The following is a 21928-nucleotide window of genomic DNA, read 5'->3' as shown; positions in this document are numbered from 1 at the left end:
TTGTTCCCTGCGAGCCTCAGCCCGCGAGCCCGATGCGACGCGAAGTGCCAAGATTTCTGATTTCGCCCGTCGGCGGAACATCGCTCTCAGTGCCCGGCAGCGCGGAGAGCTTCAAGCGCCGCACCGGGCCGGGAGCAAGGTGGAACCAGTCGTCGTCGGCCCTGTAGCCCTCGACGTCGATATGCACCGATTGCGCCAGCCGGTCGGTCCTGAGATCGATGACCCAGCTGTCGCCGTCTCTGCCGAGTGACGCCTCGATGTTGGCGTCGTGCAGTGCCTTTCCGCGTCCGCAGGGGAAATGGAAGTTTTCCGCGAGAACGGCCCCATCGGCGAGGGAGCGCAGGCGCGCCACACTTGCATCATGGGCCGGCGGGCCGAAACGGAAGGCATAGGTCGTATCGAAGAAGGCGCCGAACAGCGCGGTCGAGGCAAAGCGTTCCACGCTTCTTGCCGCCAGCTTGAAAGCCAAGTTGCCACTGACGATCTGCTGTTTCCCATCGCGCAGGCACACGACCTCGAGTTCCAGATCGAGATCGGTGTCCGTCTCGTTGATGGCATGCACGTCGAGACCGTTGGTTCCCTCGTCGGTGAAGACTGCCTGAACAGGCCGGAAGGCACGGCGCATCGCATACCAGACAGGTTTCGGTTCGCCGGTGGAATCGATCACGCCCCAGCCGGGGCCGGGCAGCAGATCCTGCAGCGTCCAGACGAGTGCTCCGTTGCAGCCGGAGCCCTTGCGCCGCCATTCGGCGAAGGTCTCTTCGATCACCTCGCCGGTCACGGCGCGGGAAAGATCGAGATAGCGTTCCTGATCTTCGCGGCGCAGCCGGGCCGGGTCGAAATCGTAAAGAAGCTTCAAATAATAGTCGCGAACATCCTCGAAATCCCAGGATGCGCTGCGATCGCGGGGCACCCGCGCCTTCCACAGCGGGCTGTGGACGGCGGGCACATCGAGATGGCGCTGAAGCGTCCTTTGCTGCGGCACATGCGCAAAGGCGAGGCTTTCGGAGGCAAAGCGCACATCGGCTCGGCGGGCATCGGCAATCGGCCGCATATAGGCGCCGACCCCGTAATAATGCGCAATGCCGGAATTGGACGAAAAGGGCATCGCTCCGCCATAGGGCGAATTCGCCACATAGGGCACGTCGGGACGCATGCGCGCGGCGATGGCCGGGATGATTTCGTCGGTCACCGGTCCACTCCAAAATTCCCTGGGCAGGCCGAGCATCGCCGCCTGCTGATGGATCTCGCTGCCGCCGCAGAGAACGGCAAGGGAAGGCGACGCCTGGACGCCGTACAGGAACTCTTCGACCTCGGCATGCACATGGCCGAGAAAAGCCTTGTCGTTGCGCGGATAGTCGAAATTGGCGAACATGAAATCCTGCCACACGAGCAGGCCGAGCTCGTCGCAGAGCGCAAAGAAATCAGGCGTCTCGTAAGCCATGGTGCCGCCGATGCGGATCATGTTCATGCCGGCTTGCCAGGCAAGCCGCAGGAATGGTTCATAATCCGCCCTCCCGCCCGGCAGCCGCGCAATATCGGCGGTCGTCCAGACCGCACCGCGGCAGAACACGCGCTCGCCGTTGACGAGGAGCGCGAAGTCTTCGCCATCCGCACCGCGGTCGACGTCGATGCGCCGGAAGCCGGTGCTGCCGAGCGAATATTCCTCGCCGTCGGAAACCAGCGTCAGATCATAGAGGCGCGGAGTGCCATGTGTATGCGGCCACCAGGGTTCGATGTCGGACAGCTTGAGGATAGCCGAGTAATGATTTTCACCGATCTTCTCGAAAGGCTGTTCCATGCCGCCACAGCGCAGCAGCATTGCCGGATCTTCGGCATTGTTATGCAGAGAAACGCTCAGCCGGCCGGCGCCGCTCTCCTCCAGGACCGAGCGGATGCAGACATTGTCGATCGATATGGAATCGCGTTGCACCAATGAAATCGCCCGCCATGGCCCGACGGCATGAATATCGGGGCACCAGCCCGGCATATGGCCGAGCAGAGTAGTGCGGAAATTCTTCAGGCCCGCCGGCGTGATCATCTGCGGCCGCCAGCGCGCCCGCGAACCGGGCTCGGACAACCGGGGGCCGAGCGCCCGGAAGCAGAGCGCCAGCTCGTCGCCGCCCGAAAGCGTCACCGGGAGCTCATGCGCCGTGAACATGCTTTCGGAAAAGAGGATTTCCTGACCGTTGAGGAAGACATTGCAGATCGTGGCCAGCCCGCCGAAACGCAGGATGGCTTCGCCGGGCTCGGCATCGAAAAGCCGGCAGAGATACCAGGCGTCTTTCGTATTCAACGGTTCGGGATTTTCGCGATCGAAGAGCCCGGCTTTTTCAAGCGCTGCCGCAACCGTGCCGGGAACGGGCGCAGGGATGAACTGCGCGGAAAGAGGAATATCGTGTGGTACGGCGCAGGCACCCGGCTCCGTCAGGATCAGATTCCAGCCTTCGGAAAGCACGCTTTCCCGGGCTCCGATGCTTGCCAAACGCCCCCGCATTGTCTGATCTCCGGCCTCAGATTCGCTCCGCAAGCGATGCCATCATGGAATCCCATGCATCGGCGGCGGGATCAAGTGCCGCCTGCAGCGGCTCGAACTTCCTGCGGGCGACAGCGCGGGCAAGCTGGAACTGCACGGATTTCGCCGCGTCGGAAATGCGCCGGGCATCCTCGGCGGCGGCCGTAAATTCGGGAGAGAGCCAGACCAGGTGATCAGCCGACAGCTCGAAATTGGCGCCCACCTGACGGAGTGTGTTGAAGGCATATTTGTGGAAGAAGCCGAACGGCCGTTCCGCCACCGCTTCCACCTGCTGAGGGAAGACGCGGGCGAAGGCGCGGATCGGGTTTTGGCGGGGGCGCCTTGCGAAGTGAAAACCGGCAAGCCGCCGCGCGGTCGCGCGAAGATGCGCTTCATCGGCGGGCTTTTCCGGAAACCGTGCAAATTCCGTATAGGGCAGGAAGGGTGGGTCGTTCTCCGTCAGATGCTGCTGGAACAGCCCATCGAAATCCTCGCCTTCGAGGCGGAAATAGCCGGCATTGTGGAAATACTCAACGCGCTTTGCCGCAACATCAAGCCGGTTGACCGCAACCGTCGTCTTGCCATGCTCCTGCCGGTAGGCGGTGCCGCGCGTATCCGGCATATAGAAGGAATCCATCTCGATCAGGCACAGACGACCGCGCGCGATCTGGACTTCGACATGCCGTTCGACACGGTCGTAGATCGCAAGCTCGGTCGCGCGGATGCCGTAGAGCGCTTCGAGATCTTCGAGCGGCACCTTGAAGAAGGTGAACTGGTCGCCCTCGAAATCCTGCGCCAGGGTGAAACCCAGCATCGCCTCAGGTGCAACGCCCGCCGTCGCCAGCACCTCGATCCAGAGATCGACATAGCAGTTGGTTTCCGGCCAGGCACGTTCGCCGGAATGCAGCGCGTGCTGCCGGTAGCTTTCCGGTCTGATCCCCGGGAAAACCGATGCCATCGAGTTCATCAGCCCCATAGCGCTTTCCGCACGCTGGCCGGCCATTCCTTCACGTCGAGCCCGTGATGATGGAAGAGGGCGAGCGCGATACGCTCCAGGCCGAAGCCGACGCAGGCGGTGTGCGCGACGCTGCCGTCTTCCAGATTGAGACCCCACTTCAGGCCGAAGGAATCCTGGTGATAGTTGAAGCTCATGCAGGCCGTCGGCTTGGCAACTGAGGTAATCGGGATAAGCAGCTCGAACTTCAGGTTCTGGTCACGCTGGTTGTTGACCATCATCTTGCCGGCACGGCCGAAGAACGGGTCGTTGGCGACGTCGATGGTCACATCGAGGCCGAGTTGCTTCATCATCTCGACACCGCGATCCATCCATTTCTGACGGAAATCGGTGACGTGCTGCTCCGTTCCCATGCAGACATATTCGCGCATGCGGAACAGCTGTTGGCGGGCCGGATCCTTGGACGGCTCGTGACGGAAACAATAGGATTGCAGATCGAACAGGCCGCCCGTCTTCGGCAGGTTGCCGCGCTTGGCGACCGTTGGATAAAGCGGGTAGCAGGCGGCCGGCGTCAGCACGATATCGGTCGCCTGTTGGCCCGCGGTCCAGTCCTCACCGACTTCCATGCACTGCAGCAGGCTCATATGATCGAGCTCGCTGCCGCAGAAACTGTGTACCGTGCCGGCAAGCTGCGGGAAGCTTTTCATGTAACCGCTCTTTTCGAAGAGCGCGCGGTTCATGCCGGGCGGGAAACGCATCGCCTCAGCGCCGTCGGCGCCGCCGAAAGCATCGATCAGCCGTTCGAAAGCGGTGATGACATCTTCGAACTGGCCGCTGCGGCCATAGAGACCATCAACGCCGGTATCGATCAGCAGGCCGGACTCGAAGAGCCGGTCCAGGAACGAGGTCTGCATATCCATGACTTTACCCCAGTAGGCTAGTGTCCTGCTTGTGGACGAGAAGCATGCTCGACGTGTTGCCGAGAATGCGATCGTTCGAGATCATGAGCTGTGCGGAATGGGCGTCGCGCAGATGCCGACCGAGGCTGAAGGGCGTGCCATTCTTGTAGCCCATGATGCCGCAGATCAGCATGGCATGGTTGACAATCTCCAGGATCGTCTCGGACGAGGCGATCTTGACGTTGTTCATCGCCACCGCAAAGCCCATCGAGGACAGCCGGTCCGGATCTGACTTGGCGTCTTCATAAGCCTTCAATCCGGCAACCACGTTGGATTTCACCATCTGCAGCAGGTTCGAGACTTCGGCGAGGCGCAGGGCGCCGGGCGGCTGTGCATCGGGGGCCTTGCGGGCAGCGGCGCGCACAAAGGCCTGGGCGCGGGCAACAGCATCGACCGCGATGCCGTACCAGACGCCGCTCCAGAGCAGATGCGAGGAAGCGAGCATGGATTGCGCCGCAATCTCGGCGAATGGCTTCGGCAGGATCTGCCGCGCTGGCGCTTGGCCTTTGAAGAGGAAGCCGTCGGAGCAGGTGCCACGCATGCCGAGCGTATTCCAGACATGCGTTTTCTCGAGCGTGTACTGGTCCTTGAGGAAGGCCGTCAGCACTTGATCGGAGGATGCCGCCTGCGCGTGGGCGCGCGAAGTGATGAGAATGGCGTCGGCATGCGAGCCATAGGAAATGACGGTCGCATCCTTTTCGAGACGGCAGAGATCGCCATCGATCTCGATCGCGCAAATGCTGTTGCGCAGGTTGCCGCCGATGCCGCCTTCGGTGGTGGCCGACGCGATCAGCAGTTGTTCTGCTGCGATGCCGCGCATGAAGCCGCAATGCCATTCGCTGTCGGCGCCGTGTTCAACGAGGCTGGACAGCTTGATATGGTGCATGGCGAAGACCATGGCGCTTGCGGCACAGGCTTGGCCGAGCATCGAGCACAACTCGGCGATTTGGGTGATCGAGGCCGATTCACCGCCGAGCTGGCGCGGCACCTGAATGCCGAGCAGCCTCTCGGCCTTCATCGCATCCACGGCTTCCCTGGGGAAGCGGCCTTCGATGTCGACGGCATCCGCATGTCTCGCCGCAACTTCGGCGACACGGGTGACCCTTGCGACAAGACCGTCCTCTATGATCTTGACGGGGAAGTTCATCAGGCGACCTTCCGACCATCCTGGATGATATCGACCGTCTTGGCGATGGCCGAGATGCTCGCGAAGGATTTGCGGTTCAGCAGATTGTCGGGAAATTCGATGTCGAACGCCTCTTCAATGCCGAGCATCAGCTGCACCGAGGCAAAGGACGTCAGACCTGCCGCATAAAGATCGGCGTCGTCGGCGATCTGGTCAACCGGCGTAGGAAGTTTGCCGAATTTGGCTACGAGGTCGCGGATTGTCTTATTCATCCCATCACTCCAAGGTTCTCATGATCCCGAACCGGCGTTCATCGCCTTGTCATGAGCGTCCTTTTAGTGCGGAAAACAGAACATTCCGCTAACAGGTTGGGTTAAAGATGATGGGTCCTCATAGTTAGGATTTTAACGATCCTTCCGGTGACGGCAGGAATATTCATTTTACATCAATGAGCTAAGATCATTTCAATGGAAATGCTCGACGCGGCTTCCGACGCGGCGAGTACAGAAATGATACGCAAAAGCGCGACCTCGGGTCAGTCAGCCGGCGGATAGGAATGCTCGCCGCCGCGGTAATCCGAGATGGAATAACACCCGTCGCCCGTCGTCCGAACAGTGCTTCCGCTGACAACGGCTTTACCATGGCCGCCCGGGATGTCGAGAATGTAAGTCGGCTGGCAGAGGCCGGAAATCCGTCCGCGCAGCGCCGCGACGATCCTCTGCCCCTCGTCGATCGTCAGTCTGAAATGGCTGGTGCCGGGCGCCAGATCGGGATGATGGAGGTAGTAAGGTTTGACGCGGATTTCGACGAAAGCCTTCATCAGTTCGGCAAGAATCGCAGGGTCGTCGTTGATACCCTTGAGCAGCACCGATTGGCTGACCATCGCGATGCCGGCATCGACCAAGCGCGCGCAGGCCGCCCGCGCTTCCATCGTCAACTCTCTGACATGGTTGGCGTGCAGCGCCACATAGATCGTCTTGCCACTTGCCTTCAGCGCGGCAATGAGCGCCGCATCGATTTTCTCCGGATCGACGACGGGGACGCGCGTATGGAAACGCACGATCTTCACATGGGCAATATCAGCGAGCGCCTCCATGATCTCGCGGAGTCGCCGCGGTGAAAGCACCAGCGGGTCGCCGCCGGTCAGGATGACCTCCCAGATCTCCTGATGACTCCCGATGTAATCGAAGGCTGCCTCCATCGCCGCCGCATCGAGCGTGCCGAGACCCTGCGGCCCGACCATTTCGCGGCGGAAGCAGAAACGGCAATAGACCGGGCAGACATGCACGGCCTTCAGCAGCACCCGGTCCGGGTAACGGTGCACAATGCCCTCGACCGGGCTGTGGGCGTGATCGCCGATCGGATCGGCACGTTCTTCGGGCGCGACAATGAGTTCGGCCGCATCGGGCACGAATTGCCGGCCGATCGGGTCGCTGGGATCGGAGTGATCGATCAGCCTGGTGACGGCAGGCGTCAGCGCGATGGCGTAACGCGCGGCGACCGCCTCGAGCGCTGCGCGGTCGGCAGGCGCGGCAAGCCCCGCCTTCACGAGATCGTCGACGCTCTTGATCTGTTTGACGGCATTCATCTTCCGTACTCCGCAACCGGCGCCCACAGCACCTGGTCGATCCGCGACGCCCCCGTGGCCAGCATCACCAGCCGGTCGAAGCCGAGCGCGATGCCGCTTGCCTCGGGCATCAGCGACAGCGCGGCAAGAAAATCCTCATCGATCGGATAAGTCTCACCATAGATCCGCGCCTTCTCGGCCATTTCGATCTCGAAGCGCCGCCGTTGTTCGCCGGCGTTGGTGAGTTCGCCGAAACCATTGGCAAGCTCGACGCCGCAGGCGTAGAGCTCGAAGCGTTCGGCAACCCGGGGGTCGCGCGCCGAGGGACGCGCAAGTGCGGCCTCCGAGACCGGGTATTCGTCGAGAATGGTGATACGGCCGAAGCCAAGATGCGGCTCGATCTTTTCGACCAGCACCCGGCTGAACAGATCAGCCCAGCCATCGTCATCGGCGACGCGCATGCCGACGCGCCTGAGTTCGGCCGCCAGATGCTCGCGATCGGTCGAACCGTCGGCGGCAACGGAGGCAAGAAGATCGATGCCGGCATGCCGATCGAAGGCTTCTGCGACGCTGATCCGCTCCGGCCCGGCGAAGGGATCGCTTTCGCTGCCGCGATAGGAAAGCTTGTCCGTCTTCACCGTTTCGGCCGCGAGCGCCAGAATCCGCACGCTATCCATCATCAGGCTCTCATAGCTTTCACCGGCCCGATACCATTCGAGCATGGTGAATTCTGGATGGTGCAACGGCCCGCGCTCGCGATTGCGATAGACATGGGCAAAACACGAGATGCGCTGTTCGCCCGCAGCAAGCAGCTTCTTGCAGGCGAATTCCGGGGAGGTGTGCAGATAGAACGGCGCCGCCTGACCGTCCGTCGTTATCGCTTGCGTCGCGAAGGCATGCAGATGCGCTTCGTTGCCGGGGGAGACCTGCAGCACCGCCGTGTCGACCTCGATGAAATCCTCGCGCGCGAAAAACCCGCGAAGCGCAGCCTGAATCGCATTGCGCCCGATCAGGAACGGGCGGCGGTCGGCATGCACGGACGGGGTCCACCAGGGAGACGCTTTGGCCGAAAAGTTCATTCCAAGTTTTCTTCGCCGGAGAAGCCGGTATGGGGGTGGCTATTTCCCGGATTTTAGGTTAGTTGCGCCCCCAAAGAAAAACATTTGCGTCTTGGGGCGTCTCGACAGTCCTCTACGACGCCGAAAGCCGAGTTACAAGGAAGTCTTATGGTCAAGGTCATCGCCTCTTCGGTCCGCAAGGGCAACGTTCTCGACGTGGACGGCAAGCTCTACGTCGTTCTCACCGCCCAGAACTTTCATCCGGGCAAGGGCACGCCGGTCACCCAGGTCGACATGCGCCGCATCGTCGACGGCGTGAAGGTCTCCGAACGCTGGCGCACCACCGAACAGGTCGAGCGCGCATTCGTCGAAGACGTCAACTTCCAGTACCTTTATGAAGACGGCGAAGGCTTCCACTTCATGAACCCGGCGACCTACGACCAGGTGGTCGTCAGCGCGGAAACCATGGGCGACCAGAAGGCCTATCTCCAGGAAGGCATGACCTGCATCCTGTCCATCCACGAAGGCATTCCGCTGGCGCTCGAACTGCCCCGCCACGTCACGCTTGAGATCGTCGAGACGGAACCGGTTGTCAAGGGCCAGACGGCATCCTCTTCCTACAAGCCGGCCATGCTCTCCAACGGCATCCGCACCTCGGTTCCGCCGCATATCGATGCCGGCACCCGCGTCGTCATCGCGACGGAAGACAATTCATACGTCGAACGCGCCAAGGATTGATTACTGATTTGATCGCGTGAAAAGGCCGGCTTCGACCGGCCTTTTTGCGTCCACTTGTCACAGATGCGGGTTGCGCGGCCGGTATTTCTTGACGAGCTTCTGGTTGATCTCGGCTGCACCCGGCATGTTGGCGCTGAGATAAACCGGAGCATCGCCGCATTTCGAAAGCTCCGAGGCAACTTCGGCAAAGATCGCATTGATGATGGTCACCCCGACCGCCGTCGAGACCGGTCCGACCCGAAGTCCTGTTCCTTCGAGATCGACAATGGCGTCACCCGGCGGCAATCCGTTGTCGAGCACCACGTCGGCGACGTCGGCGAGCCGACGGCGACCATTGGCGATCGCCGAGGAATAGGCGATCGACGTGATGGCGATGACCTTTGCGCCGATGTCGCGCGCATAGTCGGCCGCCTCGATCGGCGCGGCGTTCACACCCGAATTGGAGGCGATGATGATAACGTCGCCCGGCTGCATGCCGTAACGCTCCAGCATCGGCCGGACCAGCCCCTGTGTGCGCTCATAGACCGAACTGATGACGGCGCCCTCATGCAGCATGGCGGAGCCGACGAGCACCGGAACGGTGAAGGCGAGCCCGCCGGCGCGGTAGTGCACCTCTTCCGCCAGCATGTGCGAATGGCCGGTGCCGAACACATAGACGCGCTTGTCGTCGCGGGCGGCATCGAGGATGACCGCCGCGGCCTGCGCCATCGGTTCGGCGAGCGCCTGCCTCAACGTCTCCAGCCGGCCGATCAGGTTGGAGAAATAGGCATCGGTAATGTCGGTCATCCCGCTTCTCCTTGCGTTCAGGCTGCCTCGCCGGCAAGCCAGGTGGCGGTCACGGTAAGCGCATCTGTCAGATGTACGAGATCGGCGCGCGCGCCCGGCGAGAGATGGCCACGATCGGCAAGCCTCAGGAAACGCGCGGGATAGAGGGTCGCCATACGCAAGGCCTCGGCGAGCGTCAGGTCGAGATAGGTGACGCCGTAGCGGATCGCCGAGATCATATCGACGTCGGAGCCGGCGAGCGTCCCGTCGGAAAGCACGAGCTTCGAGCAGAAGCCGCCCCTTTCGCGCCGAACGGTGCGTCCGTTCAGCGTGAACGAGTCCTGTTGCGAGCCGACAAGCGACATCGCGTCGGTGACGAAGAACAGCTTGCCTTCGCCGCGCTTGGCGCGCAGCGCCGTGCGCAGGGCCTTCGGATCGACGTGATGGCCGTCGGCAATGATGCCGCACCAGGATGCGGGATGATCGATGGCCGCGCCGACCAGCCCCGGAGCACGGTGGCCCATCTGGCTCATCGCGTTGAAGAGATGCGTGACCCCGCGCGCTCCGGCATCGAACCGTTCCTCCGCCGCCTCGCTGGAACAATCGGAATGGCCGATGCTGACGGTGACGCCGGCTTCGGCAAGCTCGCGCACCTGGGCGACCGTCACCTGCTCGGCGGCGATGGTGACGAGCAGCGTGCCGATCGACTCACGTGCCCGGATGAAGGCCTTGATGTCGCTATCCTCCACCGGCCGCATCAGCTCGGCCAAATGAGCGCCCTTGCGGGCTGGCGCCAGATGCGGGCCTTCGAGATGCAGGCCGGCGACGCCGCGGTTTTCTTGCACAGCCTCCTTCGCCGCTTCGATAGCGGCACTGGTCGCCTCGGATGTGTCGGTGATCAAGGTCGGCAGCAGCGACGTCGTGCCGTAAGGCCGATGCCCGCTGGCGATGATATCCATCGACGCTGGGGAAGGCTCATCGTTCAACATTCGGCCGCTGCCGCCATTGACCTGCGCATCGATGAAGCCGGCCGACAGGATGCCGCCCGCAAGAGCGACCGTCTCGCCATCGGGCAGGTCGTTTACCGCGATGATCGCTTCGACGCGGCCGTCGGCAACAATGAGCGCCTTGTCGTCATGGAAGCGCTCGCCGTCAAAGATGCGGGCGCCGACGAAGATCTTGCGGACCATCAGATCGTCTCCGTCACCTTGAGTAGGTTCGCCGGCCGGTCGGGATCGAAGCCCTTGCGGCGCGTCACCGATTCGATCAGCCGGTAGTAGACGAGCAGCGACACCAGCGGATCGATCAGGCCATTGCCCGTCGTCGGCACGCGCAGATTGATGCCGGGAAGCGGCTGTGCCGAGAAACCGACGGTGGTGGCGCCGAGCTTCTGCAGCCGCTCCAGCGCCTGGCCGTTATTGGCAAAGGCCGCATCGTCAGGCGCGAAGGCGACGATCGGAAAGCCGGGCTGCACCAGGCGCATCGGACCGTGCATCAGTTCCGCTAGCGAAAAGGCCTCGGCATGCAGGCCGGAGGTTTCCTTCGCCTTCAGTGCCGCTTCTAGCGCGATCGCAAACGCCGGGCCGCGGCCGGCCGTATAGAGCGAGGTCGCATGGAACAGCACCTCCTCGACCGCCGCCGTTTCGATACCGGCGGTCGCCGAAAGCGCCTCCGGCAGTTTTTCAAGCGCTGCCTGCAGGCCGGACGCGCCGCCGATCGCGGCCGTCACGCCGGAAAGGGCGGCGACGGAGGCAATGAAGGATTTCGTCGCCGCCACGCTTTTTTCCGCGCCGGCGTTAAGACCGAGAACGATATCGGCCTGTTTGGCAAGCGGGCTGTCGGTGACGTTGACGACGGCGATCGTCGTCGCGCCGCCCTTCTTCGCCGCCTCCTGCAACGCCACGATATCAGGGCTGGCGCCCGACTGCGAAACAGTGAAGTGCACACCGCCCTTCAGATGGAGGGCAGCGCCGTAGACGGAAGCGATCGACGGGCCGACCGATGCGACCGGTACGCCGCAGGTGATCTCGAAGAGATATTTGAAGAAGGTGGCGGCGTGGTCCGAGGAGCCGCGCGCCGCCGTGGTCACCACGCTCGGGCGGGCGGACGAAAACAGCCGGGCGATTTCCGCAAAGACCGGTTTTTCCTTTTCGAGAAGCGTGGCCACCACCTCCGGCGACTGGCCGGCTTCCTGCAGCATCAGCGACTGGTTCTCACTCATGGTCATCTCCAATTCTCAATTCGGCAACGAAATCATAGGCATCGCCGCGGTAGTGCGAGCGGGTATATTCGACGACGCGCTGGTCTTCCAGGCGCGAGACACGTTCGATCAGAAGCGCCGGTGCGCCTGCCTTGACGTTCAGCATCGCGGCATAGGACGCATCGAGCGTGACGGCGGTCAGCCGCTGCAGCGCACGCACCGGTCGGTGGCCATTCGCCGCCAGCGCATCATAGAGCGATCCCTCGCCGCCGGCGTTCTCCCCCAGAAACTTGACCGGCACGACGGCGCGCTCGATCGCCAGCGGCAGGCCGTCGGCGAGGCGCAGACGGTCGAGTCTCAGAACCGGTTCGCCGGCGCCGAGGCCGAGCAGAAAGGATTCCTCCGGAGACGGCGTGTTGACCTCGCGTGACAAGATGCGCGCGGCCGGCAGACGCCCGCGCGAGCGCATGTCGGCGGAGAAGGAGGAAAGCCGCCAGAGCGACTGTTCCATGCGCTCCACCTTACCCGATACGAAAGTACCGCTTCCGTGGCGCGATTCCAGTGCGCCCGCCGCCATGAGGTCGCGATAGGCAGTGCGCACGGTGACGCGGCCAAGCTTGAGAGCCTCGGCAAGGTCGCGCTCGCCCGGCAGCGCCGTGCCGGCCTTCAGCAAGCCCTCCTGAATGAGGCTGGTCAGCGCCTGCGCCAGCCGCTTGTAGAGCGGCCCGGCCAACGCTTCGTCGCGCAGGCCGCGTCTATTGAGTTCAGCTACTAGACTGGTTCTATCCATGGGTAGACAATAGAACCTATATAGAACCAATCGGCAAGTCTGAATCGGACAAGGCATAAAAAAACCCTCTCCGGCAAACCGAAGAGGGTTTATAACGGTCAAATTTGACAGCCGTGCGTCTCTAGAATGCTCAGCTCTTGGTGAAGATGTAGTCCGTCTCCTGGCGCAGCACTTCGCCGGGGCGCAACACTGCATTCGGAAAGCCTTCGTGGTTGATCGCATCCGGCCAGACCTGCGTTTCCAGGCAGAAGCCGGCGAACGGGCCGTATTTGCGCCCGCCGAGGCCGGGAGCACCTGTATTGAGCTTGAAGCCGGCATAGAACTGCACGCCCGGCTCGGTGCTGCGCACTTCCAGCGACACGCCGGAATAGAGGCTGCGGGCGAGTGCCACAGTCCGCTTGGCGGTGCGTTCGCGAGACAGGCAGAAATTATGGTCGTACAATGCCTGTTCATTGCCGACGAAACGCTTCATCGGAGCCATCTCGCGGAAATCGAATTCAGTGCCGGCAACGGGCCGGATTTCGCCGGTCGGCACCTGCTTTTCGTCGGTCGGCAAATAGTGATCGGCGGCGATCATGATGTCGTGGCCCAGCGCATCGTCGCGGCCGTCGAGATTGAAATAGGCGTGCTGGCAGACATTGGCGAGCGTCGGCTGGTCGCTTGTTGATTCGTAGGTGATCGACAGCTCGCCGTTGCCATGCACCCGGAACGTCGCCTGGATGGTGCAATTGCCGGGGTAGCCGGCGCGGCCGTCGGGATCGACGATCTTCATCACCAGCCGGTCGACGTCATGCTCGACGATCGTCCAGTTGCGCTTGCCGATGTTGTCGCTGCCGCCATGCAGATGCGTCACGCCGTTTTCGTTCCGCTCGAGCTGATAATCCTTGCCGTCGAGCGTGAACCTGCCGCCGCCGATGCGATTGGCGCAGCGGCCGGGCGTCGCGCCGAAATAGGCCGAGTAGAGCGGGTAGTTGTCGAACTCCTCGAAGCCAAGCTGCAGCGGCGCGTCATGTCCCGCAAGGCGCAGATCCTGGATGACCGCGCCCCAGGTGATGATCTTGGCCGTCAGGCCGCCGCCATTGATGACGACGCGATAGACGGTTTCGCCCGCCTTCGTCTGCCCGAAAACATCCCGCTCCAACTTATCCGACATAATCGACCGTCCGTTCCTTTGCGCGTCCGATAAGACGCGCGGCGCTATAGAGTTCCGGACCGGAACCTGCCCGCATTTGCTCCAAACCGCAACCGGGCAGGTCAGAAAGAAATGCCGGTCAAAGATCCATGCCGATCTCTTCGACGTCATAGGGCGTCGTCTGGTAAATCTCATTGATCCAGTTACCGAACAAGAGGTGCGCATGGCTGCGCCAGCGGTTCTGCGGCGCAAGCGTCGGATCATTATGCGGGAAGTAATTATGCGGCATCTTGATCGGCACGCCGGCATCCACATCGCGGAAATACTCATCCGAAAGCGAGGTGGAATCATATTCGACGTGGTTGAACATGTAGAGCCGCCGGCCCCTCTTCTCGTGCACGAGGCATACGCCCATCTCGCTGGATTCCATCAGGATTTCAAGGCTTGCGGATTTCTCGATATCTTCGCGGCGCACCTCGGTCCACCGCGACACCGGAACCTCGAAATTGTCGGAAAAGCCGTTCAGATAGATGGAGGAAGGCTTCAGGTTTCGGTGCCGGTAGACGCCAAAGGCCTTTTCCTTAAGCTCATATTTCGGAACGCCGTGGAAGTGATAGATCGCCGCCATCGCGCCCCAGCAGACGTTCATCGTCGAATGGACGTTGGTCTCGGTCCAATTAAAGATCTCCTGCATCTCTGCCCAATAGGTAACGTCCTCGTAGGGCAGAAGCTCGATCGGCGCTCCGGTGATGATGAAGCCATCGAACTTGCGCTGCTTCACCTCTTCCCAGGTCTGGTAGAAGGCGAGCAGGTGATCTTCGGATGTGTTCTTCGCCTTGTGGCCGCCGATGCGGATGAGAGACAGCTCCACCTGCAGCGGCGAAGCGCCGACGAGACGGGCCATCTGCAGTTCGGTCTTGATCTTGTTGGGCATCAGGTTGAGCAGGCCGATCTGCAACGGTCTTATATCCTGACGGATCGCCATCGTCTCGGTCATCACCCGCACACCTTCCTGAACCAGGGTTTCGAAAGCGGGCAGCGTATCGGGGATCTTGATGGGCATTTGCGGTCAACTCGATCGAAAATAAAAAACCGGCGGCGAAAAAATCGCTACCGGTCCGCACGCGGCCCTTTAGCGACTTTTTTAACGTGGCTGCAAGCCGGCCGGCCAAATCACCACGGAGTGCCTTAATTAGTCCCAGTTGAGCCGCGAATCAACTCCGAATGCATGCAGGAGCGGAGCGCCAAGAATCATCACAGTTTAATGACTGATAAAATCTGTTGATAGACCGGTAACGCCACCATGTTAATAATGACAGTATGGGCGGTGTTGGAAAAGCATGATGGCAGATAAGATCGAGGGGAGGCCGGGCACCAGGAGGCAGGATAAGGTTGGTTACGACTTCAGCCTGACATATCGCCTCGGAGTAATGTTCTCGGCATTCTGGAATTCTGAAGTGCGTGGCAAGGTGCTGTTTCTGGCAACCGTGCTGATCCTTGTCATCCTTCTGACAGCTTATGGCCAGGTCATTCTGAACGAGTGGAACGCCCCCTTCTATGATTCGCTCGAGCGCCGCGATCTCGGCGAATTCTTCCATCAGCTCGAAATCTTTGCGATGATCGCCGGCACGCTGCTGCTGCTCAACGTGCTGCAGGCCTGGCTGAACCAGATGACCGCGCTCTATATGCGCGAGGGCCTGTCGCGCGATCTCGTCAATCAATGGCTGAAGCGCAAGCGGGCGCTGCGGCTCGCCTCGAGCGGCCTGATCGGCGTCAATCCCGACCAGCGCCTGCACGAGGATTCCCGTAACCTCGCCGAAAGCACAACAGGGCTCGTTCTCGGCCTCTTACAGTCAACCATTCTTCTGGTGAGCTTCATCGGCGTGCTCTGGGAGCTGTCGAGCGGCTTCGTCTTCCACATCAGCGGCCACAGCTTCTCCATTCCAGGCTACATGGTCTGGGCAGCGATTTTTTATGCCGCCTCCGCCTCGGTGCTGAGTCAGGTCGTCGGCCGCAAGCTGGTCAAGCTCAATGCCGACCGGTTCTCGAAGGAGGCCGAGCTTCGTTTCACGCTGATGCATGCCAATGAGAACATGCCGGCAATCACCGTCGCTCGCGGCGAAGAGAATGAACGCCGGCGCATCAACACCGACATCAGTTCGGTGCTGAGGGTGGTCAAGCGGCTCGCCATGGCCAATACCAATCTCACCTGGGTTTCGGCCGGCTACGGCTGGCTCGTGATCGTTATCCCCATTATCGTTGCCGCACCCGCTTATTTTTCCGGCGGCCTCACCCTCGGGCAGCTGATGATGTCGGTCGGCGCCTTCAACCAAGTCAATACGGCGTTGCGCTGGTATGTCGCCAATTTCGGCCCGATCGCCGAATGGCGTGCCACGCTGATGCGCGTCACCGACTTCCGCCAGGCGCTGCTCGACATGGACGAGGACTTTGGCGTGAAGGGCAGCATCGCCTATGAAAACACCACCCCCGACAAGCTGACGCTGAAGGATGTGGTGATCAATGCCAAAATCGGCGAAGACATCGAGGAATGCGGCGGTTTTCGCCTGCGTGAAACCGATATCGTGATCAAGGCCGGCGAAAAAATCATGATCAACGGCGATCATAGCGTCAACCGCAAACTGCTGTTCCAGGCCTTGGCCGGGCTCTGGCCGTGCGGCAGCGGCACGATGGGTCTGCCGCCGATCGACGACATGCTGTTCGTTCCGCAGATTGCCTATATTCCGGGCGGCACTCTGCGCGAGGCGCTTGCCTTCCCCGAAAGCCCCGATGCCTACGAGCAGGCTGCCGTCGAGGCGGCCCTTGAAAAGGCCGGCCTGCACTCTCTGATCGCAAGGCTCGATACCCGCGCCCGCTGGGACAAGTTGCTCGACGGCGATGAACAGAAGGCGATCGGCTTCGCGCGCCTGCTGCTGGTGCGCCCGCGCTGGATCATCTTCGACGAAGTGCTCGAGGGCATGGAGCCGGAATGGCAGGAAACGATGTGCAGCGTGCTGACTTCGATACCCGAAGCCGGCATGATCTATATCGGCCGCTCTGAAACCTATCTGGAGGCGCTGCAGCCGCGGGTGCTGCATCTGCAGGCTCTGCCTTCGAGATCCGAAGAGCCGCAGCAGCAGGTCGCCCAGACCACCGGCGCCAGCGCCAGTGCGGGCGCAGCCGTCGTCCCCGCGCCGGCGCTTTAAGACCTCCCCATCAGCAGGGGTTTTACCTGCAGCGTGACGCGAGCGGCTGAGCGCGAGAGTCTCAGCCTTCGAGCTCTTCGCGCAGCATTTCGAGCTCCAACCATTCCTCTTCCATCTTGGACAGGCCGGCGCGCAGCTTTTCCATCTCGCTTGCAAGCCGATTGAAGGCGGCGGGGTCACGCGTGAAGAGACCGGGATCGGCCATGACAAGTTCGCGCTTGGCGAGCTCGGCCTCCGCTTTCGCCATCTCCTTCGGCAGATTTTCCAGCGCGAATTTCTGCTTGAACGAAAGCTTGCCCTTCGAGCCTCCGCCGGAAGCTGTTATCTCCTGCGTCTTCGGCTTCTCCGCCGCCTTCTCGGCCTTCCGGCGCTCTTCGATCGCGCCCTTGCGCTGCGCCAGCATGTCCGTGTAGCCGCCGGCATATTCGATCCATCGGCCGTCGGGCGCATCCGGTACGGCGGGCGCGATCGTCGAGGTCACGGTGCGGTCGAGGAAATCGCGATCGTGGCTGACGAGAATGACGGTGCCGGGAAAGCCGGCGACGATTTCCTGCAGGAGGTCGAGCGTCTCGATGTCGAGATCGTTGGTTGGTTCGTCGAGGATCAGGAGGTTTGCCGGGCGCGCCAGGATGCGTGCCAGCATCAGGCGGGCGCGTTCGCCGCCGGAGAGGCTTTTGATCGGTGTGCGCGCCTGTTCCGGCTGGAACAGGAATTCCTTCATGTAGCCGGTGACATGGCGCTGTTCGCCGTTGACGAGCAGGTTTTCGCCACGCCCGTCCGTCAGGTAGTTTGCAAGCGTATCCTCGGGGTTCAGGTCCTCGCGTTTCTGGTCGAGGGTGGCGATCTCCAGGTTGGTGCCGAGTTTCACTGTGCCGCTATCGGGCGAAAGCTGGCCGGTCAGCATTTTCAGGAGCGTCGTCTTGCCGGCACCGTTCGGTCCGACGAGACCGATGCAATCGCCGCGATGTACGCGGATCGAGAACGGCGTGACGATGGCCCGGTCGCCGAAGCTCTTGGTGATCTTCTCGGCCTCGATCACCAGCTTGCCGGATTCCTGCGCGTCCGAAACCGTCGCCTGCACCGTTCCTTGCGGTCCCTTATGGCCGCGATATTGCGAGCGCATCGTCTGCAGCTCACCGAGGCGGCGCATGTTGCGTTTGCGCCGGGCCGTGACGCCGTAGCGCAGCCAGTGTTCTTCGCGCTCGATCGCCTTGCCGAGCTTGTGCTGCTCCAGTTCTTCGGCCTCCAGCACCTGGTCGCGCCATGCCTCGAAATGCGCGAATCCCCTGTCGAGCCGGCGCGAGGCGCCGCGGTCGAGCCAGACGGTTGCCGTCGAGACTTTTTCGAGGAAACGACGGTCGTGCGAAATCAGCACCAGGGCGCTGCGGGTCTTCTGCAGCTCGCCTTCCAGCCATTCGATTGTGGGAAGGTCGAGATGGTTGGTCGGCTCGTCGAGCAGGAGAATATCCGGTTCCGGGGCCAGTACGCGGGCAAGCGCGGCCCGGCGCGCTTCACCGCCGGAAAGGGTGTTCGGATCTTCTTCGCCGGTCAGGCCGAGATGCGACAGAAGATAGGTGACGCGATAGTGGTCGTCGCCCGGTCCCAGCCCGGCCTCGGCATAGGCCTGAACGGTGCGGAAGCCGGCAAAGTCCGGGGCTTGTTCGAGATAGCGCACCGTCGAAGACGGATGGCGGAAGACCTCGCCGGACTGCGCCTCGACCAGGCCGGCGGCAATCTTCAGGAGTGTCGATTTGCCAGAGCCGTTACGCCCAACGAGACAGATCTTGTCGCCGGGCTCGACCTGCAGCGAAGCGCCCGCCAGCAGCGGTGCGCCGCCGAAGCTCAGGAAGATGTCGTCGAGTTTCAGAATGGGAGGGGCCAAAATCAGACTCCGGAAAGATCATAGGGTCGGGCAAGCACGATCGCCCGGCCGCTCTCGAGCGAAAAGCGAACCTTGCCTTCCGCGACATTTGAAATGGTGCGCGATGAGCCGAAAGGCAGATGGAAATCCGTGAGCGGATAGCGCGCATTCTCGATGGAGAGCCCCTTCAGCTCGCTGAACCCGGGGACGGAAAACAGGCAGCCCTTGGGAAGGTCCAGTTCGACCGTGCCGGCGAGCAGCGGAACGGCCTCTTCCTTGCCCGAGGTCAGCAGGACGTCGAAACCCTGTTCAGCAAGGCCGACGGCCGACAGCAGGTGCTGAAGCGCATGGTCGGAGCGTTCGCCGCCGAGCGCGCCGGCGAGGATCAGCCGCCGGGCGCCTCGGGCGACCGCTTCCGATACCGCGATCTCGCCGTCCGTTGCCGCCTTCGCTGCGGGATAGGGTTGCTTTGGCACATCGAGAAAGCCCGCTTCGAGCTCGGGGGGCGTCGAATCGAAATCGCCGACCCAGAGCTCAGGCATGACACCAAGCGCCGCCGCATGCCGCATGCCGCCATCGGCCGCGATGAAACGGCTGCCGCCGATCGCGTGGCGCAGGCGTTCCGTCAGGCTGAGTTCGCCGCCGAGCAGAATGGTGAAGGTGGATTGGCTCATGGGCACTGCCCTTAGCGCAAACGGGGGGGCGAGGGGAAGGGGCACCGACGGATCGGCGCATTCACCTCAACCGGGCGTATCCTTGTCGCGCGAGAGAAAGATCGCCTCGTAGCCGCCAATGAAACGTTCGAACAGCGTCGCGAAGCGCTCTATATCTTCGCGTGGCCAATCGGAGACGATCTCGGAAATGATGGCCATTTTCTGCGCGTGGATCTCGGCAAGCAGCGCCTGGCCGGCCTCGGTGATGACGACGACGATCCGCCGCGCATCGGCCTGGGAGGCTTCGCGGCGCAGCACGTTGCGCCCGACCATCTCGGCCACGACCCGGCTGGCACGCGACGGGTCGATGCGCAGCATCTCCGCGATCAAGCCGACAGTAACCTCGCCGGGCGACTCAGCCCGCCGCACGGCGTCCAGCACGTCGAGATGGGAAAGCTCAAGGCCCGGTGCGGCACTCTGGATCGCCAGCCTGCCGATCAGCCGCCGGCCGGTCATCAGGCGCATGCGTGCCATGCTCTTGCCGATGCGAGGCAGGTTCTCATCGTCTGGCTCGGCCCGACCGTTGGACAGGATCTTCGTCAGCGTCTCATTCATGACGGCACCATAGCAGAGCGGAGGTTAAAATTGAATATGCCGGAGTCACTCATGTGCCATTGACAATTACATGCTAATGGCACATAAAATGGATCGAACCCGGAAATATGCCCCATGGACATGCAACCCGCGCCTGCGCCGCTCGTGACGGATCCTCGTCGCCGGCTTATCCTCTTCTTCTTTCTGATGACCGCCATGTTCATGGCGACCCTCGATAATCAGATCGTCTCCACGGCGCTGCCGACGATCGTCGGTGAGTTCGGCCATCTCGAGCGTTTCGGCTGGATCGGCTCGGCCTACCTGCTGGCGCTCAGCGCCGTCATGCCGCTCTACGGCAAGCTCGGCGATCTCTTCGGCCGCAAATATGTGATGATGACGGCGATCGCAATCTTCACCACCGGCTCCGCGGTCTGCGGCCTCGCCGTCTCGATGAATACGCTGATCGCCGCCCGTGTGCTGCAGGGGCTCGGCGGTGGCGGCATCATGGTATCGATCTTTGCCGTCAACGCCGATCTGTTCGAGCCGCGCGAGCGGGCGCGCTATCAAAGCTATTCCAGCCTCGTGCTGATGGCTTCGGGTGCGATCGGCCCGGTGCTCGGGGGAACGATGAGCGATCTCTTCGGCTGGCGCTCGATCTTCCTCGTCAACGTGCCGATCGGTTTCATCGTGCTCACCGGCCTTGCCTTCATGCTGCCCTACCGCAAGCCGCATCGGCGCCCCAAGATCGATTATGCCGGCGCGCTCCTGATCGCGCTGACGACGACGAGCATCGTGCTTGCTACAGACAGCAGCCAATTGTTCGGCTCGTTGATCTCACCACAGAGTATCGGCATTGTCGCCTTCGGCGTAGTCTGCGCCGTCACCTGGGTGTTCGTCGAGCGCCGCGCGCCGGAGCCGATCGTTCCCCTGCAGCTCTTCCGCAATTCGACCTTCAGCCTCCTGCTGCTAATATCGGTGATGGGCGGCGCCATCGCCATCGGCATGGTCAACTATCTCGCTCTCTTCCTACAGACGACGACCGGCCTTTCCCCATCGGCCGCCGGCCTTCTGTTCATTCTTCTGACCGGTGGTCTCGTCTGCGGATCACTGTCGGCCGGGCGCATCATCTCGCTGACCGGCCGCTACAAACCCTTCGCCATCGCGAGCCTCACCTGCAGCGCCATTGCCTTCGCGCTGATGTCGCAGGTCCATGCGGGAACGCCAATCGCCTTCATCGGCGCGATCATGATGCTGCATGGCATCGGCATCGGCCTTGCGCAGCAGGTCCCCGTCATCGGCGTGCAGAATGCCGCCCCCGCCCGCGACGTCGGTGCCGCGACCGGCTCGGTGACGCTCTCGCGCATGGGCGGCGCCTCAATTGCCATTTCGATCTATGGCGCGATCATCGCCTCCGGGCTCGGCAAGGTCGGTGCTCCCATTCCCGGTGTCGCCGATATCGAACAACTGACGCCGAAGATGATGGCAGCCCTTCCCGAAGCGAGCCGCCAGGCGGTCGCAGATGTCTATGCCGCCGCCTTCTCGCCCCTTTTCATGACTTCCTGCGCCATTGCCCTGATCGGCCTTGCTGCCGCAATGATGCTGAAGCCCGTGCAGCTGCCCCGCACCGGGGAAATGAAGCGACCGCAATCGCCGGCGGCGGAAGCGGCGGAATAGCGGGCCGTACGACGGGAATATTCACCAGCGGACGTTCCATTATCGCGTAAATAAATTAAGAGTTGCGATTTTCTTGCGGGGCTGCCGTTTTCCAGCCTGTTACTTCAATCAAGCCGTCTTTTTCCGTGCCGGCGACAA

Annotated in this window: 19 protein-coding genes and 1 riboswitch; of the genes, 3 read left to right on the top strand and 16 right to left on the bottom strand. The window is 62.2% G+C overall.

The features are described from left to right. Positions 1-16: 16 nt before the first annotated feature. From NMA58_RS19830 to epmA, 7 genes are all read right to left on the bottom strand, one after another. Positions 17-2497: a glycosyl hydrolase 2 galactose-binding domain-containing protein gene (locus tag NMA58_RS19830; protein WP_434711671.1), complete on the bottom strand. Its 2481-nt coding sequence runs from the start codon at positions 2495-2497 to the stop codon at positions 17-19. 16 nt (positions 2498-2513) lie between these two features. Continuing rightward, entirely contained in the window at positions 2514-3491 is a 978-nt protein-coding gene (locus tag NMA58_RS19825; RefSeq protein ID WP_430960021.1) for a DUF1839 family protein, read from the bottom strand. Further along, complete coding sequence (locus NMA58_RS19820) at positions 3482-4390, bottom strand: amino acid--[acyl-carrier-protein] ligase (RefSeq protein ID WP_430960022.1); 909 nt, start codon at positions 4388-4390, stop codon at positions 3482-3484. Before NMA58_RS19820 ends, NMA58_RS19825 begins: the two co-directional genes overlap by 10 nt. A 4-nt stretch (positions 4391-4394) precedes the next feature. Beyond that, positions 4395-5576 (bottom strand): acyl-CoA dehydrogenase family protein, encoded by a 1182-nt coding sequence (locus NMA58_RS19815; RefSeq protein WP_430960023.1) that lies wholly within the window; start codon positions 5574-5576, stop codon positions 4395-4397. Continuing rightward, positions 5576-5827 carry an acyl carrier protein gene (locus tag NMA58_RS19810; protein WP_085779839.1) on the bottom strand — a complete coding sequence of 84 codons (252 nt, stop codon included), beginning with the start codon at positions 5825-5827 and terminating at the stop codon, positions 5576-5578. The genes NMA58_RS19815 and NMA58_RS19810 overlap by 1 nt, the downstream gene beginning before the upstream one ends. 263 nt (positions 5828-6090) lie before the next feature. Beyond that, complete coding sequence (locus tag NMA58_RS19805; RefSeq protein ID WP_430960025.1) at positions 6091-7143, bottom strand: lysine-2,3-aminomutase-like protein; 1053 nt, start codon at positions 7141-7143, stop codon at positions 6091-6093. Further along, the gene (gene epmA / locus NMA58_RS19800) at positions 7140-8201 is read right to left on the bottom strand and encodes an EF-P lysine aminoacylase EpmA (protein WP_434711670.1); all 1062 of its coding nucleotides are present in this window, start codon (positions 8199-8201) and stop codon (positions 7140-7142) included. Before epmA ends, NMA58_RS19805 begins: the two co-directional genes overlap by 4 nt. A gap of 147 nt (positions 8202-8348) precedes the next feature. Here epmA and efp point away from each other — a divergent pair, with 147 nt between their 5' ends. After that, a complete protein-coding gene (gene efp, locus NMA58_RS19795) occupies positions 8349-8918 on the top strand; it encodes an elongation factor P (RefSeq protein WP_064696465.1) in 570 nt (189 codons plus the stop codon). A gap of 57 nt (positions 8919-8975) precedes the next feature. On the opposite strand, the gene NMA58_RS19790 is transcribed toward efp, so the two are convergent. The 6 genes from NMA58_RS19790 to metA all read right to left on the bottom strand — a co-directional run bounded on the left by NMA58_RS19790 (position 8976) and on the right by metA (position 14868). Beyond that, entirely contained in the window at positions 8976-9704 is a 729-nt protein-coding gene (locus NMA58_RS19790) for an SIS domain-containing protein (RefSeq protein ID WP_434711669.1), read from the bottom strand. A 17-nt stretch (positions 9705-9721) separates the two neighbouring features. Next, positions 9722-10873 (bottom strand): N-acetylglucosamine-6-phosphate deacetylase, encoded by a 1152-nt coding sequence (gene nagA, locus NMA58_RS19785; protein WP_434711668.1) that lies wholly within the window; start codon positions 10871-10873, stop codon positions 9722-9724. Further along, positions 10873-11904 (bottom strand): SIS domain-containing protein, encoded by a 1032-nt coding sequence (locus tag NMA58_RS19780; protein ID WP_434711667.1) that lies wholly within the window; start codon positions 11902-11904, stop codon positions 10873-10875. The genes nagA and NMA58_RS19780 overlap by 1 nt, the downstream gene beginning before the upstream one ends. Continuing rightward, complete coding sequence (locus tag NMA58_RS19775; RefSeq protein WP_097598267.1) at positions 11897-12673, bottom strand: GntR family transcriptional regulator; 777 nt, start codon at positions 12671-12673, stop codon at positions 11897-11899. Before NMA58_RS19775 ends, NMA58_RS19780 begins: the two co-directional genes overlap by 8 nt. Positions 12674-12803: 130 nt before the next feature. Then, positions 12804-13826, bottom strand: a complete 1023-nt coding sequence (locus NMA58_RS19770; protein ID WP_434711666.1) for an aldose epimerase family protein — start codon at positions 13824-13826, stop codon at positions 12804-12806. A gap of 118 nt (positions 13827-13944) precedes the next feature. After that, positions 13945-14868, bottom strand: a complete 924-nt coding sequence (gene metA / locus NMA58_RS19765) for a homoserine O-acetyltransferase MetA (protein ID WP_020922563.1) — start codon at positions 14866-14868, stop codon at positions 13945-13947. 49 nt (positions 14869-14917) lie between these two features. After that, positions 14918-14995: riboswitch (SAM riboswitch) on the bottom strand. A gap of 153 nt (positions 14996-15148) precedes the next feature. Here metA and NMA58_RS19760 point away from each other — a divergent pair. Beyond that, positions 15149-17008: an ABC transporter ATP-binding protein/permease gene (locus NMA58_RS19760; protein ID WP_434711665.1), complete on the top strand. Its 1860-nt coding sequence runs from the start codon at positions 15149-15151 to the stop codon at positions 17006-17008. A 61-nt stretch (positions 17009-17069) separates the two neighbouring features. On the opposite strand, the gene NMA58_RS19755 is transcribed toward NMA58_RS19760, so the two are convergent. The 3 genes from NMA58_RS19755 to NMA58_RS19745 form a co-directional block, all read right to left on the bottom strand. Then, a complete protein-coding gene (locus tag NMA58_RS19755; protein ID WP_434711664.1) occupies positions 17070-18890 on the bottom strand; it encodes an ABC-F family ATP-binding cassette domain-containing protein in 1821 nt (606 codons plus the stop codon). A 2-nt stretch (positions 18891-18892) separates the two neighbouring features. Next, entirely contained in the window at positions 18893-19543 is a 651-nt protein-coding gene (locus NMA58_RS19750; protein WP_430960036.1) for a thiamine diphosphokinase, read from the bottom strand. Between the two features lie 66 nt (positions 19544-19609). Then, positions 19610-20137 carry a MarR family winged helix-turn-helix transcriptional regulator gene (locus tag NMA58_RS19745; protein WP_085779823.1) on the bottom strand — a complete coding sequence of 176 codons (528 nt, stop codon included), beginning with the start codon at positions 20135-20137 and terminating at the stop codon, positions 19610-19612. 114 nt (positions 20138-20251) lie between these two features. Between NMA58_RS19745 and NMA58_RS19740 the strand changes: the two genes are divergently transcribed. Further along, a complete protein-coding gene (locus NMA58_RS19740) occupies positions 20252-21790 on the top strand; it encodes an MDR family MFS transporter (protein WP_430960037.1) in 1539 nt (512 codons plus the stop codon). The last annotated feature ends 138 nt before the right edge of the window (positions 21791-21928 follow it).

The sequence above is a fragment of the Rhizobium sp. YTUHZ045 genome (genome assembly GCF_051124255.1).
In the GTDB taxonomy this organism is placed as follows: domain Bacteria; phylum Pseudomonadota; class Alphaproteobacteria; order Rhizobiales; family Rhizobiaceae; genus Rhizobium.
Note: the sequence above shows the minus strand (reverse complement) of the source record. Positions and strands in the feature narration are given on the sequence as shown.

Coding starts and splice junctions, on each gene's coding strand:
- NMA58_RS19805 (WP_430960025.1), bottom strand. CDS start 7,143: ATGAATGCCGTCAAACAGATCAAGAGCGTCGACGATCTCGTGAAGGCG.
- efp (WP_064696465.1), top strand. CDS start 8,349: ATGGTCAAGGTCATCGCCTCTTCGGTCCGCAAGGGCAACGTTCTCGAC.
- NMA58_RS19780 (WP_434711667.1), bottom strand. CDS start 11,904: ATGAGTGAGAACCAGTCGCTGATGCTGCAGGAAGCCGGCCAGTCGCCG.
- NMA58_RS19750 (WP_430960036.1), bottom strand. CDS start 19,543: ATGAGCCAATCCACCTTCACCATTCTGCTCGGCGGCGAACTCAGCCTG.
- NMA58_RS19790 (WP_434711669.1), bottom strand. CDS start 9,704: ATGACCGACATTACCGATGCCTATTTCTCCAACCTGATCGGCCGGCTG.
- NMA58_RS19775 (WP_097598267.1), bottom strand. CDS start 12,673: ATGGATAGAACCAGTCTAGTAGCTGAACTCAATAGACGCGGCCTGCGC.
- NMA58_RS19810 (WP_085779839.1), bottom strand. CDS start 5,827: ATGAATAAGACAATCCGCGACCTCGTAGCCAAATTCGGCAAACTTCCT.
- epmA (WP_434711670.1), bottom strand. CDS start 8,201: ATGAACTTTTCGGCCAAAGCGTCTCCCTGGTGGACCCCGTCCGTGCAT.
- NMA58_RS19830 (WP_434711671.1), bottom strand. CDS start 2,497: ATGCGGGGGCGTTTGGCAAGCATCGGAGCCCGGGAAAGCGTGCTTTCC.
- NMA58_RS19815 (WP_430960023.1), bottom strand. CDS start 5,576: ATGAACTTCCCCGTCAAGATCATAGAGGACGGTCTTGTCGCAAGGGTC.
- nagA (WP_434711668.1), bottom strand. CDS start 10,873: ATGGTCCGCAAGATCTTCGTCGGCGCCCGCATCTTTGACGGCGAGCGC.
- metA (WP_020922563.1), bottom strand. CDS start 14,868: ATGCCCATCAAGATCCCCGATACGCTGCCCGCTTTCGAAACCCTGGTT.
- NMA58_RS19745 (WP_085779823.1), bottom strand. CDS start 20,137: ATGAATGAGACGCTGACGAAGATCCTGTCCAACGGTCGGGCCGAGCCA.
- NMA58_RS19770 (WP_434711666.1), bottom strand. CDS start 13,826: ATGTCGGATAAGTTGGAGCGGGATGTTTTCGGGCAGACGAAGGCGGGC.
- NMA58_RS19760 (WP_434711665.1), top strand. CDS start 15,149: ATGGCAGATAAGATCGAGGGGAGGCCGGGCACCAGGAGGCAGGATAAG.
- NMA58_RS19740 (WP_430960037.1), top strand. CDS start 20,252: ATGGACATGCAACCCGCGCCTGCGCCGCTCGTGACGGATCCTCGTCGC.
- NMA58_RS19820 (WP_430960022.1), bottom strand. CDS start 4,390: ATGGATATGCAGACCTCGTTCCTGGACCGGCTCTTCGAGTCCGGCCTG.
- NMA58_RS19825 (WP_430960021.1), bottom strand. CDS start 3,491: ATGGGGCTGATGAACTCGATGGCATCGGTTTTCCCGGGGATCAGACCG.